This is a genomic window from Bacillus sp. XF8, from assembly GCF_017498755.1.
GTDB classification, from domain to species: Bacteria; Bacillota; Bacilli; order Bacillales; family Bacillaceae_G; genus Bacillus_A; species Bacillus_A bingmayongensis.
Genome location: NZ_JAGDQK010000013.1, coordinates 54078 through 69439, shown reverse-complemented (window position 1 = coordinate 69439; position 15362 = coordinate 54078). Strand labels below are relative to the sequence as shown.

General features: G+C 37.1%; 15 protein-coding genes. 12 read left to right on the top strand and 3 right to left on the bottom strand.

Annotation, left to right across the window (positions count from 1 at the left end):
• Positions 1 to 535 (top strand): CAP domain-containing protein (locus tag J4P91_RS09385; protein ID WP_243763782.1); only part of this gene is annotated, 535 nt, incomplete at its 5' end.
• 219 nt (positions 536 to 754) lie between these two features.
• On the opposite strand, the gene J4P91_RS09380 is transcribed toward J4P91_RS09385, so the two are convergent.
• Together J4P91_RS09380 and J4P91_RS09375 are read right to left on the bottom strand one after the other, a co-directional pair.
• Positions 755 to 2128, bottom strand: a complete 1374-nt coding sequence (locus tag J4P91_RS09380) for a HAMP domain-containing sensor histidine kinase (protein ID WP_207993811.1) — start codon at positions 2126 to 2128, stop codon at positions 755 to 757.
• Positions 2125 to 2817, bottom strand: coding sequence for a response regulator transcription factor (locus J4P91_RS09375; RefSeq protein ID WP_207993809.1), 693 nt, complete (start codon positions 2815 to 2817; stop codon positions 2125 to 2127). Before J4P91_RS09375 ends, J4P91_RS09380 begins: the two co-directional genes overlap by 4 nt.
• A 178-nt stretch (positions 2818 to 2995) precedes the next feature.
• Here J4P91_RS09375 and J4P91_RS09370 point away from each other — a divergent pair, with 178 nt between their 5' ends.
• The 4 genes from J4P91_RS09370 (at position 2996) to J4P91_RS09355 (ending at position 6627) form a co-directional block, all read left to right on the top strand.
• Entirely contained in the window at positions 2996 to 4246 is a 1251-nt protein-coding gene (locus J4P91_RS09370) for a cell wall-binding repeat-containing protein (protein ID WP_207993807.1), read from the top strand.
• 152 nt (positions 4247 to 4398) lie between these two features.
• Positions 4399 to 5865, top strand: a complete 1467-nt coding sequence (locus tag J4P91_RS09365) for a SulP family inorganic anion transporter (protein WP_207993805.1) — start codon at positions 4399 to 4401, stop codon at positions 5863 to 5865.
• A gap of 81 nt (positions 5866 to 5946) precedes the next feature.
• Entirely contained in the window at positions 5947 to 6369 is a 423-nt protein-coding gene (locus J4P91_RS09360; RefSeq protein WP_017149969.1) for a universal stress protein, read from the top strand.
• 138 nt (positions 6370 to 6507) lie between these two features.
• On the top strand, positions 6508 to 6627 hold the full coding sequence (locus J4P91_RS09355; RefSeq protein WP_207993804.1) for a DUF4027 family protein: 120 nt from the start codon (positions 6508 to 6510) through the stop codon (positions 6625 to 6627).
• A gap of 155 nt (positions 6628 to 6782) precedes the next feature.
• On the opposite strand, the gene glpT is transcribed toward J4P91_RS09355, so the two are convergent.
• Positions 6783 to 8132, bottom strand: a complete 1350-nt coding sequence (glpT, locus tag J4P91_RS09350; RefSeq protein WP_017149971.1) for a glycerol-3-phosphate transporter — start codon at positions 8130 to 8132, stop codon at positions 6783 to 6785.
• Between the two features lie 268 nt (positions 8133 to 8400).
• Between glpT and J4P91_RS09345 the strand changes: the two genes are divergently transcribed.
• From J4P91_RS09345 to J4P91_RS09315, 7 genes are all read left to right on the top strand, one after another.
• Positions 8401 to 8859 carry a MarR family winged helix-turn-helix transcriptional regulator gene (locus J4P91_RS09345; protein WP_207993803.1) on the top strand — a complete coding sequence of 153 codons (459 nt, stop codon included), beginning with the start codon at positions 8401 to 8403 and terminating at the stop codon, positions 8857 to 8859.
• Positions 8860 to 8878: 19 nt separating this feature from the next.
• Entirely contained in the window at positions 8879 to 10492 is a 1614-nt protein-coding gene (locus J4P91_RS09340; protein ID WP_207993801.1) for an MDR family MFS transporter, read from the top strand.
• Positions 10493 to 10633: 141 nt separating this feature from the next.
• On the top strand, positions 10634 to 11605 hold the full coding sequence (locus tag J4P91_RS09335; RefSeq protein ID WP_017149974.1) for a LacI family DNA-binding transcriptional regulator: 972 nt from the start codon (positions 10634 to 10636) through the stop codon (positions 11603 to 11605).
• 13 nt (positions 11606 to 11618) lie between these two features.
• Positions 11619 to 12515, top strand: coding sequence for a ribokinase (gene rbsK, locus J4P91_RS09330; protein WP_207993799.1), 897 nt, complete (start codon positions 11619 to 11621; stop codon positions 12513 to 12515).
• On the top strand, positions 12512 to 12907 hold the full coding sequence (gene rbsD, locus J4P91_RS09325) for a D-ribose pyranase (RefSeq protein WP_017149976.1): 396 nt from the start codon (positions 12512 to 12514) through the stop codon (positions 12905 to 12907). The genes rbsK and rbsD overlap by 4 nt, the downstream gene beginning before the upstream one ends.
• Positions 12908 to 12925: 18 nt before the next feature.
• The gene (gene rbsA / locus J4P91_RS09320) at positions 12926 to 14410 is read left to right on the top strand and encodes a ribose ABC transporter ATP-binding protein RbsA (RefSeq protein ID WP_017149977.1); all 1485 of its coding nucleotides are present in this window, start codon (positions 12926 to 12928) and stop codon (positions 14408 to 14410) included.
• Between the two features lie 3 nt (positions 14411 to 14413).
• Positions 14414 to 15349 (top strand): ABC transporter permease subunit, encoded by a 936-nt coding sequence (locus J4P91_RS09315; protein ID WP_017149978.1) that lies wholly within the window; start codon positions 14414 to 14416, stop codon positions 15347 to 15349.
• Positions 15350 to 15362 lie beyond the last annotated feature (13 nt).

Sequence of the window (15362 nt, the reverse complement as noted above, 5' to 3'; positions counted from 1 at the left end):
AGCTAGAAAGCAAGAAGAAGCTAGAAAGCAAGAAGAAGCTAGAAAGCAGGAAGAAGCTAGAAAGCAAGAAGAAGCTAGAAAGCAAGAAGAAGCTAGAAAGCAGGAAGAAGCTAGAAAGCAAGAAGAAGCTAAAAAACAAGAGAATAAAGGTCATGTACTAAATGCGTTTGAAAAACGTGTTGTGGAGCTAGTTAATGTAGAACGAGCGAAAGCAGGCTTATCTCCATTACAGATAGATACAGAGCTTAGTAAAGTAGCACGTTTAAAATCAGAGGATATGTTGACAAATAATTATTTTGATCATAATAGTCCAGTTTATAATTCGCCATTTGACATGATGAAACGTTTTGGTATTTCTTATTCCGCAGCAGGTGAAAATATCGCTAAAGGGCAACAAACACCAGAAGGAGTTATGGATGCTTGGATGCACAGTCCAGGGCACCGTGCGAATATTCTAAATAGGAATTTTACTTATATAGGTGTTGGTTATGTGAAACAAGGAAATATTTGGACGCAACAATTTATCAAAAAATAAATAAAAATTGTTGATAAACTCGAGTTTTTAGCAAAAAAACTTTTTTGAATTTGCAAATGATGGAATTTTAATTATTAAACGCATTCAGCAGTTTAGTAAAGGTATTCCATGAGGAGTTCAATAAAAGTTTTGAACGACAGAAGTCATTTTTACGAATGACTTCTGTTTTTTTATTATAAGCGTCACCTGTTTCCCACCTATCTTCCTTATCAAGCTTTTTCACATATTGGTTGGTAATGAAATAGTAAAGCAAGAACCTTGATTTACTTCACTTGTGACAGTAATTTCTCCATCATGTAGTTCAACTATCTCTTTAACAATAGCAAGCCCTAATCCAGTTCCGCCAGTTGAACGAGACCTTGCTTTATCAACGCGATAAAATCGTTCGAAAATGTGTGGGATATCTTCTTTTGGAATTCCTTCTCCTGTATCTTGTATGGCAATTTCAATTTGTGTTTTATGCTCTGTAACGGAAATTGTAATTCGAGAATGTTCAGCTGAATGTGCATAAGCATTATTTAAAATATTGACAATAACTTGTTCAAATCTTTGTTCATCAAGAACTATGGAAAGTGAAGAAGAACATGTTGAAGAAACGTGGATATGTTTCGCTTCATACATCATATTCACTTTTGTAACAATGCGAGAAAGGAAGGTTTGCAAGTGTACTTCCTTTGCCTGAATAGAAAAATTATGATTTTCCATTTGAGCAAGTAAAAACAAATCCTGTACTAAATTTGTAATGTAATCAGCTTCATCTTTTATAATCGATAAATATCTTTGGCGTTGCTCAGGAGGTGTACTGCCTTTCATGGCGATATCTGCATATCCTCTTACATAAGTTAGCGGTGTTCTTAGTTCATGGGCGACACTTGCTAGAAATTCACTGCGTTCTTTTTTCATATAATGTAAATCATTCGCAAGTGTTTGAATAGACTCGGCAAGTTCACCGATTTCATCATTTCGATTACTCGTTAAAGAGATGGATAAATCACCATGACTCATTTTTTCAGTAGCACGTTTCATCCGAAGGAGCGGTTTTGTTAACAGGCGCGATAGAAGAAATACCGTAATGACTGTTAAAATAAATGTAACAGCACCAGCAACAAGAAATTGTTTTGTAAGACCTGCAATCATTTGTTTAATAGAACTTGTGCCAAGAAACATATAAACATAACCTTGTATTTTTCCTTCTATTATTATTGGGCTAACTGTGCATATATAATTAGATGTTTTCCAGTGGTTTTCTACGATCGTTCCGTTATGATTCGTACCTGCTATCATTCCGATAATGTGCTTCTTTATAGTGGAATCTATATCATTAGATTTTGCTAATATTTCTTTATGAGCATTTGTAATAACAACCTTTGTTTCAGCTTCTGACTCCATTAAAGCGACATGAGAGATTGTTTGGGAATCAAAATATTTCTCAAGTACATCTCGATGGCTATTTCCCCGCTTTAATAATGCTGTCATTTCTTCATTTACTCTCGTATTGACAAGACTGTAATAGAGCAAGACAAAAAGGACGGTTTCGATTAAAAGTGTAACAATCAAAAAATAAAATCCCAGTTGAACAGAAATCCGTTTCATCGCGTAGCTCCTTGATTTTCAGTGTCAATCCATCGATAGCCAACACCATATACAGTTTTTAAATGTTCATCGATTGGAAAAGTGGTCTTTCGTAATTTATCACGTAAATTACGAATATGGGAGTCCACTGTGCGATCCTCTGTATTTGTATCTAGCCCCCAAATTCGTTCAATAAGCTGATCGCGGCTGAGTACATAGTTTACGTGACGCAAAAATAATCCAAGTAAAGAGAATTCAATTGGTGTAAGCAAAACCTCTTGTCCATGAACGGAAATAAAGTGCTTTGCTTCATCCCACAAAATCCCTCTATATTTTAGTTGTTCATGCTGATTACTGCGTCGCAGGACAGCTTCAATTCGTGCTGCTAGTTCATCTTCATGAAAAGGTTTTGTTATATAATCATCAGCTCCGATTTTTAATCCTTGAACAACATCTATTGTTTGATCGCGAGCGGTTACCATAATGATAGGAACATTACTAAATGAACGGATCCTTTTACATGTTTCCCATCCATCCATTTTCGGCATCATAATATCGAGAAGAATGAACTTGAAATTTTGTTTTTCTATATAAAAGATGGCTTCTTGTCCTGAAGTAACACATACGCAGTTATATCCTCTAGGAGTGAGGTAAAGCGCTAATAACTCCAGCATACGTGGTTCATCATCTACGAGTAGTATATTCATCATATAATATCCTCCGTATTTGTATTCGATATAAAAAGTGTAATGCAAAATCATGAAGAAATGGTGCAGATTATGATACGTCTGCATAATTTCTTCAGAATTGGTTGTTATCGTATAGTTGAAATTTACATTTTGGGTAAAAGATATAGGTTCAAAAAATGATGGATATGGAGGCGATATATTGAAAAAAACAACTCGAGTTTTAAGTATGACAATAATTGCGGCACTTGGGCTTACAGCTTGTGGACAAATGAATACGGAGCAAAAGAAGACTGAAGGTGCAAAAGAGCAGAAGAGTGAGCATCAGAAAGAGATGAAAATGAATCATGAAGCGATGGCGCCGAAAGAAATGAATGCAAATGCATCTAGTGATGTATTAACAACAAGTTTAAAAAATATAACACGATTAAACACAAATGACCCTGTGCAAATGGCAGTATTAACATCCCAAACAATATGGCCAGCGACTCATAAAGAAAATCAACCGGGAGCAGTAATTTTAGTCCCAGTTAATAGTTGGCAAATTGGTATTGCTAGTGCGGATCTTATTCACCATCCAAACAATGGACCTATTTTATTTATAAATAAAGAAAGTATTCCAGAAGCAACGTTAAAAGAAATAAAACGGTTAAATCCACTCGGAACAAAAGATGGAACGCAAATTATGGTGATGGGAGATGTAGAATCTTCTACATTAGAGCAATTAAAAGAATATAAAGTAAAACAAATAAAAGAAACGGATCCAGCTGTATTTGCGAAAGATGTTGATAAAGAATATGCGGATATAACAGGAAAGTATCCGGAAAGCGTCATTATTGGTTCTTCTGAAGAAGAAGGGCGATTGTATACAACACCTACTGTGAACTGGATTGCGCATATGCCAGAATCTCTTTTATATGTAACAAAAGATAAAGTACCAGAGGCTACAATTGAGGCATTGAAAGCAAGAAAAGGTAAGGCGAATATATATGTGTTAGGTCCAGAAAAAATTATTTCAAAAGAGGTAGAAAAGCAGTTAAGTAAGCATGGGAAAGTAACTCGTATTAGTGGAGAAACTCCGACAGAGAATTCAATCGCCTTTGCTAAGTTTAAAGATGAAAAAACGAGATTTGGCTGGGGATTTAAAAAGCCGGGACATGGCGTGTCATTTGTTTCAACAGAAACACCTGATTTAGCAATCGCCGGAGCACCATTCTCGCATATGGGGAAACACGCACCGGTTCTTTTATTAGATAAAGGGAAAGTGTCACAGCCTGTATATGATTTATTAGCTACGATTCAACCAAAATTTAAAGATGATCCAACGCTCGGGCCATATAACCACGGCTTTTTATTAGGGAATACAGAGAATATCTCGTTTGAAACACAAGGAATACTTGATGAAAAGTTAGAGATTGTTCAAGAAAATGGTGGGGGACACGGTGGACATTAAAAGAAAAGACGCTGCATGAGGTAGCGTCTTTTTGTATTTGGGAAAGTTTTTCATAGCAGAAAATCTGACATTCGTTATATAATAGCTTTCGTGCAGTCGGACCGATTTTCTTACGGAGGAAATCAAAAATAGAAAAATAGAGGAGTGTTATTTTGTTTCAAACTATAAAAACTGAATGGTTTTCCAATGTGAAAGGCGATGTATTGTCAGGGATTGTCGTTGCGTTAGCATTAATTCCTGAAGCGATTGCCTTCTCCGTTATTGCAGGTGTAGACCCGATGGTTGGACTATACGCTGCATTTTGTATTGCTGTAACAATTTCGTTTGTGGGTGGAAGACCGGGCATGATTTCTGCGGCAACAGGTGCGATGGCATTGTTAATGGTAACAATTGTAAAAGATTATGGATTGCAGTATTTGTTTGCTACAACAATTTTGACCGGTGTTGTTCAAATTATTTTTGGAGTGTTAAAACTAAGTTCATTCATGAAATTCGTTCCCCGTTCTGTTATGAGTGGATTTGTAAATTCGTTAGGGATTTTAGTTTTTACAGCACAATTGCCACACTTTAAAGGTGCAAACTGGCAAATGTATGCGTTAGTAGCATTAGGACTCGCAATTATTTATCTATTTCCACGTATTACAACGGCAGTGCCTTCTACACTTATTGCTATTATTGTCGTGACAAGTATTGCGCTGTTAGGCGGTTTTCAATTACGTACAGTTGGTGACATGGGAAGTTTACCAACTGAATTACCGTTTTTTAGTATTCCGGATGTGCCATTTACCTTAGAAACATTAGCTATTATTTTACCATATTCTATTATGTTAGCGGTTATCGGTTTATTAGAATCACTATTAACGGCATCTCTTTTAGATGATATGACAGACACACCAAGTAATAAGCATAAAGAAGCGCGTGGACAAGGAATTTCTAATATTGTTGCTGGTTTCTTTGGTGGAATGGCAGGGTGTGCGATGATTGGACAATCTATTATTAATATGAAATCAGGTGGTCGAGGTCGCTTATCCACATTCGTAGCAGGTGGATTTTTAATTGTATTGCTCTTCGTTCTAGGTGACTATGTTGTTCATATTCCAATGGCGGCGTTAGTTGCGGTTATGATTATGGTTTCTATTGGAACATTTGATTGGAACTCTGTATTTACTCTTCATAAAGTTCCGAAAGGTGATGCATTTGTTATGATTGTAACAGTTGCAATTGTTCTTGTTACACATAATCTAGCTCTTGGTGTTATGATTGGTACGGTGATAAGTGCAGTTTTATTTGCGTTCAACATGGCAAAGATTCACGTGAAACATTTTTATGTTGGTGAGAAAAAAGTATATGCCATTCATGGACAACTCTTTTTTGCATCTACTACAGAATTTATAAACGCGTTTCAGTTTAAAGAAGATGTAAAAGAAGTAGAAATTGATTTTACACACGCCCATGTATGGGATGATTCAGCTGTCGCTGCGGTTGATAAAGTTGCTATGAAGTATGAGCAAGCGGGTGTGAAAGTAAATGTAGTTGGACTAAATGAGCGTAGTTTACAACTTATTAAGAAACTAGCTACTTACAAACAGAAAGAGACATTGAATAAAGTTGCTAGTTAGTTATGAATCTCCCTTTCGAATGAACGAAAGGGAGATTTTTGTACTATAATACGAGTATGACTACGAAAGGGGTTTCAGAACATGTACAAGCAAATTATACTAGCATGTGATGGTTCAGAACACGCAATGCGCGCAGCAAAACATGCCGCACACATTGCTATATTGAGTAAGGAAATAAACATTGAAGTTGTATACGTAGTAGATAATAGAACGGCAAAATCAGATATTATACAGGGACAAACAAATATAGAAACAATTTCAGCTAGTCGAAAAGATAGATTAAAAGAAATTGAAAATTTATTACAGCGAGAAGGAGTTTCTTATAAGATTACGATTTTACATGGTGATCCAGGCGATACAATTATTCAATACGTAAATACAGGAGACATTGATCTTGTAATTGTGGGGAGTAGGGGATTAAATACATTGCAAGAAATGGTACTTGGTAGCGTAAGTCATAAAATAGCAAAACGAGTGAAATGCCCGGTGATGATTGTAAAGTAACGGACAGCAGAGATGTTGTCTGTTTTTTTATAGAGATAAATCTTACAAAATTGTAAGACTGCTGTTAGCAAAATCGATGTTATAAAGTTCCTTTTATGGCTAAAATAAAAATATCAAATACATGGAAGGATGAGAGAAATGAAAGCATTTCAAAGTTTATCGTATAGTCAGGGAGTGAGTCTTATTTGTTTAGGGGGATTTACTACTTCGGTGGTGTTGGCTATTGCTGTGAAAATGTTTCAACAGATGCTTTTATAAAAGGAGCGTTATAAATAGAAGGGGAATGATTGTTATAGTTGGCAAGACAATATCATTAGGCATAAATGAAAAATAGCTCTTAGCATTAAGGTATATGCTAAGAGCTATTTTATTTCTTTACTTCAGCTGTTGTTCCCACTGAGTAAAGTTTCACTTTATGCTTGCTGAGATTTTGATGATCCTGTATTTAAAGTAAGAGCAAGGAAGACAATCGCAAGCACACAAGATGCAAGTAATAGAATGAAACCACCGTTCCATCCGAAAGCATCTACAATAAAGCCCATTGCCGCACTAGCAAATGCAGCACCGCCCAGGTAACCGAAGAAACCTGTTAAACCAGCAGCTGTTCCAGCAGCTTTTTTTGGTGCTAAGTCAAGGGCATGTAATCCAATTAACATAACTGGTCCATAAATTAAGAAACCAATTGCAACAAGTGCAATGCTATCAATCATTGGATGGCCAGCTGGATTTAACCAATAAACAAGAACGGCAATGAATACACCAACCATAAATAAAATACCAGCAGGTGCACGGCGCCCTTTAAATAATTTATCACTCATCCATCCGCAAAGGAGTGTACCTGGAATACCAGCAAATTCGTATAAAGCGTATGCTGTACGAGAACTATTATGAGTAAAGCTTTTTTCTTCTACTAAATAAGTAGGTGCCCAGTCTACAACACCGTAGCGCACGAAATATACGAATACGTTAGCAATAGCGATGTACCATAAAAATTTGTTGTTCAGTACATACGTAAATAAAATTTCTTTTACCGAAAGTTCACGTTCACGATCTTTCACTTTTTCATCTGAAGGATATTCACCTGTATATTCTTCAATAGGTGGTAATCCACAAGATTGTGGTGTATCGCGCATTACAATTAATACATAGATCCCAACTAAAATTGCAAAAATACCTGGGAAGTAGAAAATACTTTGCCAGCTACCAGCAAATAAGAATAGCCCTAGTGTAACAAGGGGTCCCATAAGTCCGCCGCCAACATTGTGGGCAACGTTCCAAATGGACATTTTTGTACCGCGTTCACTAATAGAGAACCAATGAACCATTGTACGACCACATGGAGGCCAGCCCATACCTTGTACCCAACCATTTAAAAATTGAAGAACAAACATTAATAAAATGCTCGTTGTAATAAAAGAGAATGAACCAAAAATAATATTAATGATACCGGATAAAAATAGCCCTGCTGCTAAGAAGTAGCGGGGGTTACAACGGTCGGATACAATCCCCATTATAAATTTACTTAAGCCATATGCAATAGATACGGCAGAAAGGATAACTCCAAGTTCTCCTTTGCTAAATCCTTGTTCAACAAGATAAGGCATTGCCAGTGAAAAGTTTTTGCGAACAAGATAGTAACCTGCATAGCCAATGAAAATTCCTAAAAACACTTGCAAACGCAGTTTGCGGTATTCGCTATCTACGCGGTCAGCAGGCAAGCGTTCTGTATGCGGTGCAGGTTTAAATAAATTAGTTAGAAACATCGCCTAAAGTCCTCCTCTATTATTGAAAACATTTGATGACATGGAACATCAAAAAAGACCATGAAATATAGAAAGGGTCCCCCTTCTATGCTCCATAGTCGTATACTCTCATTCTCCATGACTGTCAATATTAACTTCGACAAAAATTATACAACTTTGTGACAAAAATGTAAACGTTTTTATGAAATTAAATGTTGACGAAATTCATTAGGGAGTTTAATATTTAAATACGTTAAATATTTTCTTATTTAAATAAGAGGTGGATAATATGCAAAATGATATGACTCATATTGATAAAATTCAGGCTCTAGCATTTTCTATAGGAAAGAAAATGCAAACAGAGCTATTAGAACAATTGCAAGCATCAGGACTTACACCACCGCAGTTTTATATTTTGAAAATTTTAGATCATTACGGTGCATCTAGATCGACAGAGCTGGCGAAGAAAATGTACGTGAAACCAAGTGCAATTACAGTGATGATTGATCGTTTAATCGATCAGGAACTCGTGCTACGTTATCATGATAAAAATGATCGTCGTGTTGTCGTAATTGAGTTAACAACGAAGGGGAAAGATACATTAGAAAAGGCAATGACTGCTCGCAATGAACATATTACAAAGTACTTTTCACAATTAGAATTACAGGAGAGAGAAGATTTACTACGCCTGATTGAAAAGCTAGGAGCAATTATTTGCGGGACACCTGAGAAAAAAGAGAAAAACTAAATGGAATTGAGGAGATTACATGGAACAACAAGCAAATCAAAATAGAAAGCTGTTGTTAATCGGTCTAGTAATTGCGATGTTATTTGCTGCATTAGATGGAACGATTGTTGGTACAGCAATGCCGCGCATCGTTGGTGAACTAGGCGGATTAAGCTTAATGACATGGTTAACAACAGCATATATGCTAACATCAACGACAGTTGTACCAATTGCAGGGAAGTTAGCAGATTTATTAGGACGCCGTAACGTATATATTACAGGATTAATTATCTTTATGGTTGGTTCAGCATTATGTGGTATGGCAAACGGTATGACAGAATTAATTATTTTCCGCGGTATTCAAGGTCTTGGCGGCGGTATTATGATGCCAATGGCAATGATTATTATCGGGGATATGTTTACAGGAAAAGAACGTGCGAAATGGCAAGGAATTTTCGGAGCGCTTTACGGTCTTGCATCTGTAGTTGGACCGCAAGTAGGTGGTTGGATTGTTGATGCTGTTAACTGGAGATGGGTATTTTACATTAATTTACCAGTTGGTGTTTTAGCGACAATCTTTATTGCAATGGGATTAAAATCACATAAACAAACAGGACCAATTAAAATTGATATTGCTGGTATTTTCACGATGATTCTCGGTGTTGTGAGTTTATTACTTGCATTAACATTCGGCGGGAAAGACTATGCGTGGGATTCTTGGCAAATCATTGGATTATTTGCACTTGCTATCATTGGTATCGTAAGTTTTGTTATTATTGAAACAAAGGCAGAAGAGCCAATTTTACCAATGCATTTCTTTAAGAACCGTACATTTACACTATTGAATGCGATTGGTTTCTTTATGAGTATTGGAATGTTTGGAGCAATTATGTTCGTACCATTCTTTATGCAAGGAATTGTCGGCGTAAGTGCTGCTGAATCTGGAACAATTATGACACCAATGATGATTACGATGATTGTGATGAGTATTATTGGTGGTCAGCTCGTATTAAAGGTTGGCGTGAAACCACAAATTATTACAGGGATGCTCATTATGGCTGGTGGTTTTTGGCTGTTAACAACAATGGATATGCATACAAGTAAGCTTGTTGCAACTTCTTATATGAGTATTATTGGTTTAGGAATGGGGCTTGTAATGCCAACATTAACATTAGCATTGCAAGAAAGCTTCCCGAAAAAAGATCTTGGGGTTGTTACATCTTCTAGTCAATTCTTCCGTCAAATCGGGGGAACATTCGGGATTACGATTTTAGGATCTATTATGAATAATACTTCAGGCACAACATTAACAAATAAATTAGTGCCTGTCTTAAATACATTCCCAGCAGAAGCAGGGCAGATGGTAACGAAGTTTAAAGATATGATTCATACAGATCCACAAGGTTTATATTCAATGCTGTTTAGTCCAGAAGCATTAAAACAAATGCCAGAAGCAATTTCAAATAGTATTGTACCTATTTTAAAAACATCTTTAATAGATTCACTTCATAGTGTATTCCTAACAGGCTTAGTCTTTATCGTAGTTGGTGCTGTATTTACGATTTTCCTACAGAAAATCAAGCTTTCTGATCGTAAAAAAGGCGCAGAAGAGCCGGCTGTAGAAGACAAAGATACAAACGTATCGTATTCATAATAGGAAAAAGCATCGCCTTATGGCGATGCTTTTTTTATAGAGTATAACATGTAAGTTTTTTTGTTATAAATGATTGACGTATTTTTGTAAATGAGTTATATTATTTTCTGTAAACGGTTACATGGAATGGAGAGGGAAAAAATGAGTACAATTAAAGACGTTGCGAAATTAGCGGGAGTATCTGTTGCGACCGTTTCCAGGGTGTTAAATAAGAATGGATATGTTCACGAAGATACGTTAAAAAAAGTAGAGCGAGCAATTGAACTGCTGGATTACAAACCTAGTACAGTAGCACGTTCTTTATATAATAAAAAATCTCATTTAATTGGTTTGGTTGTTCCAAATATCGTGAATCCATTCTTTCCAGAAGTTGCGCGTGCCGTAGAGGATGTAGCACATAAGCAAGGATATACAGTTGTACTGTGTAATTCTGATGAAAGTTTAGAAAAAGAAAAGCAGTACATTGATGTGCTTAAACAAAATAATGTAGATGGCTTTATTGTAGCAACGAATCCACAAAACAGCATGAATTACATGAACTTATCTGTACCAGTCGTGGCAATTGACCGCATGTTCAATGAACGTATTCCAACCGTATATGCAGATAACTATGCAGGAATTCAAGAAGCGACAAAGTTATTGTTAGAAAAAGGTTGCAAACATATTGCACATATTCGTGGTCCGCGTGACGTGAGTACAGCAAATGAGCGTTTTGAAGGCTTTGTAGATGTTATTACACAATATGGACTTTCTTATATGATCGCAGAGAGTACGTTTGATCCAGCAGATAGCGAACGTGTGGCAATGGAATTATTAGAAGAACATCCGTATATTGATGGTATTGTAGCTGGAAATGATTTGATTGCAATTGGTGCAGTCAAAGCGGCGCTACAAAAGGGAATTTCCATTCCAGATGATTTGCAAATCATTGGATTTGATGGTATTTCATTAACAGAAATGATGTACCCATCTCTTACAACAGTTGCGCAGCCTATTTATGAAATGGGACGCATTGCAACGGAGGTATTGTTAGAGCAGATGGAAGGAAAATCATTAGAAACAGAACATTATCGTTTACCGATTAAAATTATAGAACGAAATACAACGAGGTAAGGAGATGAGATATATGCCAAACATTGCAGTAGTAGGCAGTATTTCAATGGACTTAGTAGCCGTTTCACAAAAACGGCCAAAAGCAGGAGAAACGGTGATTGGAGAAGCATTTCACACAGTACCAGGAGGAAAGGGAGCTAACCAAGCTGTTGCTGCAGCTAGACTAGGTGCGAATGTAGCAATGGTTGGAGCTGTTGGAAATGATGGTTATGGTAAAGTAGTTAGAAATAATTTAGAGAATGAACGTATTTTTATTGACTATGTGGTACCGGTTACAGACGAAACAACAGGAATTGCTCATATTGTTTTAGCGGAAGAAGATAACAGTATTGTCGTTGTCCAAGGCGCAAATCGTCTTGTGAATGAACAAATTGTAGATCGTGCGAAAGACCTTCTTGTAAAAGCGGATATGGTTGTCCTTCAACTGGAAATTCCACTTGAAACAGTGAAGTACGTTCTTGCTATTTGTGAGGAGCATAAAATTCCAGTTATGTTAAACCCAGCTCCAGCACAAGTGTTGCCAGCAGATATTTTGGAAAAGGCGACGTATATTACACCGAATGAGCATGAATGCCGCATTGTATTAGATGATTTTACGTCACCAATTGAAGAGTTACTTGCGAAATACCCAAATAAGTTATTGATGACAGAAGGTAGCAAAGGCGTTCGCTTCCATAATGGTACAGAAATTGTTCATGTTCCAAGTATTTCTGTAGAAGTAGTGGATACGACAGGAGCTGGTGACACATTTAATGGTGCATTAGCAGTTGCACTTTCTGAAGGAGAAACATTACAAAAAGCAATTCGTTTTGCAAATATTGCTGGTGGTCTTTCTGTAACAAAACTTGGAGCACAAGGCGGTATGCCAACAAGGGAAAGATTGCGAGAGGTGCAGGTGATCGTAGGATGAAAAAGCATGGTGTATTAAATAGTGAAATCGCTGCAGTACTTGCCTCACTTGGGCACACGGATACAATTGTTCTTGCTGATTGTGGCTTACCAATTCCTGATGGCGTGAAACGAATTGATTTAGCAGTAGAGCTTGGAAAACCATCTTTTCTAGATGTATTACAAGTTGTGATAGATGACATGGCAATTGAAAAATTAACATTAGCAGAAGAGATTACGATGAATAACGCAGAAGTAAACAAAGAAGTTGAGCTGCGTTTAAAAGATGCTGCTTTTGAATACGTGTCTCATGAGCAGTTTAAAGAACATACAAAACAGGCGAAGGCAATTATTCGTACAGGAGAAGCAACGCCATATGCGAATGTTATTTTACACGCAGGCGTGATTTTTTAATAAAGGGATGTGATGAGAATGCGTATTGAAATGAAAAACATTTCAAAAGCGTTCAATGGTAATCCTGTTTTGAAGAACGCACAGTTTCGTATTGAAACAGGAGAAGTCCATGCACTGATGGGGGAAAATGGAGCGGGTAAATCAACGCTCATGAAAATTTTAACAGGTGTATATACGAGAGATGGTGGTCAAGTCACGATTGATGGGCAAGAACGGACATTTAAAAACGCGAAAGAAGCAGAAGAGTATGGGATTGCTTTTATTCATCAAGAACTGAACATACTACCGAATTTAACAGTTGCTGAAAATATGTTTCTTGGAAAAGAGCTTATGTATGGGAAAACAGGCATTCTGCGTACGCGTCAAATGAATGCAATCGCGCAGCAGCAATTAGCAAGTCTTGGGCTTCACGTAAAAGGGGCTATGCTCGCTGGGGAACTATCAGTCGGACAACAGCAAATTATTGAAATTGGTAAGGCTTTAATGACAAATGCAAGTGTTATTATTATGGACGAGCCGACAGCTGCCTTAACCGATCGCGAAATTGAAACGCTCTTTACGGTTATTAATAAATTACGTAAAGAAGGTGTATCTTTCGTTTACATTTCACATCGTATGGAAGAAATTTTTTCAATCTGTGATGCTATTACGATTTTACGTGATGGAGAATATGTAGGAACGAGGTTAATTCCTGAAACGTCATTTGATGAAGTGGTGAGTATGATGGTTGGTCGCAGCATTGGTGAGCGTTATCCGGAGCGTAGTGCGAAGATCGGAGAAGTTATTTTTGAAATGCGTAACGGAACGAAAAAAGGGAAGTTTGAAAATATTTCGTTTCAAGTTAGAAAAGGTGAAATTCTTGGAGTTGCCGGATTAATGGGTGCTGGTCGTACCGATATTATGAAAGCAATTTTTGGATATGAACCATTAGACTCAGGACAAATATTGATAAACGGTAAAGAAGTGAAGATTGATAGTCCGATCGATGCAATACGGCAACGAATTGCTTTTATCACTGAGGATCGAAAATCAGAAGGACTTGTATTAGACTTTTCAATTCGTGAAAATTTAGCATTGCCAAACTTAGAAAGTCTTTCAAAAGGTAGTGTAATGGATAAAGGAACAGAAGAGCAGTTTGCAGCCGATATGATGAAACTTCTTAATGTAAAAGCGGCAAATGGGGAACAACCAGTCAAATCGCTTTCTGGTGGGAATCAGCAAAAGGTTGTAATTGCGAAATGGCTTGGGATTCATCCGCAGTTATTAATTTTAGATGAACCAACGCGAGGGGTTGATGTTGGTGCTAAAAAAGAAATTTACTCTATTATGAACAAGCTTACAAATCAAGGGGATGCCGTTATTATGGTTTCATCCGAACTGCCCGAAGTGTTAGGAATGAGCGATCGTGTCCTTGTTATTCATGAAGGGAAAGTCGGCGGTATTTTAGAAAAAGATAAAGCAACACAAGAGTCCATTATGGCATTAGCTACAGGGGGAGAATAAGTTATGACTAAAAAGGGGAATGTATTGCAACAACTTGGTTCTTTAATTGGATTGGTGCTTATCATTGTAGTCATTACGGCATTAAATCCAGCGTTTATTGAAATTCCAAATTTATTTAATATTTTGCGCCAAGTATCGATTAATGCACTCATTGCATTTGGAATGACCTTCGTTATTTTAACAGGGGGTATTGACTTATCGGTAGGTTCTATTTTAGCATTATCAAGTGCACTTGTTGCTGGAATGATGGCAAGTGGCATGGATCCGTTCCTTGCAATGGCAGTTGGATTATTAGCAGGTCTTGTAATGGGGATTGTAAACGGTATCATCATTGCAAAAGGAAAAGTGGCACCATTTATTGCAACATTAGCAACAATGACTATTTTTCGCGGGCTCACACTTGTTTACATGGACGGACGTCCGATCACAGGTCTTGGTGATCATTTAATGTTTCAAATGTTTGGCCGTGGTTACTTCCTTGGTATTCCTGTACCAGCTGTAACGATGATGATTGCTTTTGCTGTATTGTACTTTATTTTAAAGAAAACGACGTTTGGGCGCCGTACATTTGCAATCGGTGGGAATGAAGAGGCCGCAGCGTTATCAGGGATTAATGTAACGAAAATAAAAGTAATGATTTATGGTCTTTCTGGAATTTTGGCAGCGCTTGCAGGTATTGTGTTAACATCACGCTTAGATTCTGCACAGCCAACTGCTGGTTCTTCTTACGAATTAGATGCAATTGCTGCAGTTGTATTAGGAGGAACAAGTCTTTCTGGCGGAAGAGGTTGGATTGTCGGTACATTTATCGGTGTACTGATTATCGGTGTACTAAATAACGGCCTAAATTTATTAGGAGTATCATCTTTCTTCCAACAAGTTGTAAAAGGGCTTGTTATCTTACTTGCTGTACTAATTGATCGTCGAAAAGAAGCATAATGGAGGGACAATT

Bases quoted from the DNA above. Each gene is read 5' to 3' on its own strand.
- J4P91_RS09360 (WP_017149969.1), top strand. From the start codon at position 5,947: ATGTACAAGCAAATTATACTAGCATGTGATGGTTCAGAACACGCAATG.
- J4P91_RS09380 (WP_207993811.1), bottom strand. From the start codon at position 2,128: ATGAAACGGATTTCTGTTCAACTGGGATTTTATTTTTTGATTGTTACA.
- rbsK (WP_207993799.1), top strand. From the start codon at position 11,619: ATGCCAAACATTGCAGTAGTAGGCAGTATTTCAATGGACTTAGTAGCC.
- rbsD (WP_017149976.1), top strand. From the start codon at position 12,512: ATGAAAAAGCATGGTGTATTAAATAGTGAAATCGCTGCAGTACTTGCC.
- rbsA (WP_017149977.1), top strand. From the start codon at position 12,926: ATGCGTATTGAAATGAAAAACATTTCAAAAGCGTTCAATGGTAATCCT.
- J4P91_RS09315 (WP_017149978.1), top strand. From the start codon at position 14,414: ATGACTAAAAAGGGGAATGTATTGCAACAACTTGGTTCTTTAATTGGA.
- J4P91_RS09355 (WP_207993804.1), top strand. From the start codon at position 6,508: ATGAAAGCATTTCAAAGTTTATCGTATAGTCAGGGAGTGAGTCTTATT.
- J4P91_RS09375 (WP_207993809.1), bottom strand. From the start codon at position 2,817: ATGATGAATATACTACTCGTAGATGATGAACCACGTATGCTGGAGTTA.
- J4P91_RS09340 (WP_207993801.1), top strand. From the start codon at position 8,879: ATGGAACAACAAGCAAATCAAAATAGAAAGCTGTTGTTAATCGGTCTA.
- glpT (WP_017149971.1), bottom strand. From the start codon at position 8,132: ATGTTTCTAACTAATTTATTTAAACCTGCACCGCATACAGAACGCTTG.
- J4P91_RS09335 (WP_017149974.1), top strand. From the start codon at position 10,634: ATGAGTACAATTAAAGACGTTGCGAAATTAGCGGGAGTATCTGTTGCG.
- J4P91_RS09345 (WP_207993803.1), top strand. From the start codon at position 8,401: ATGCAAAATGATATGACTCATATTGATAAAATTCAGGCTCTAGCATTT.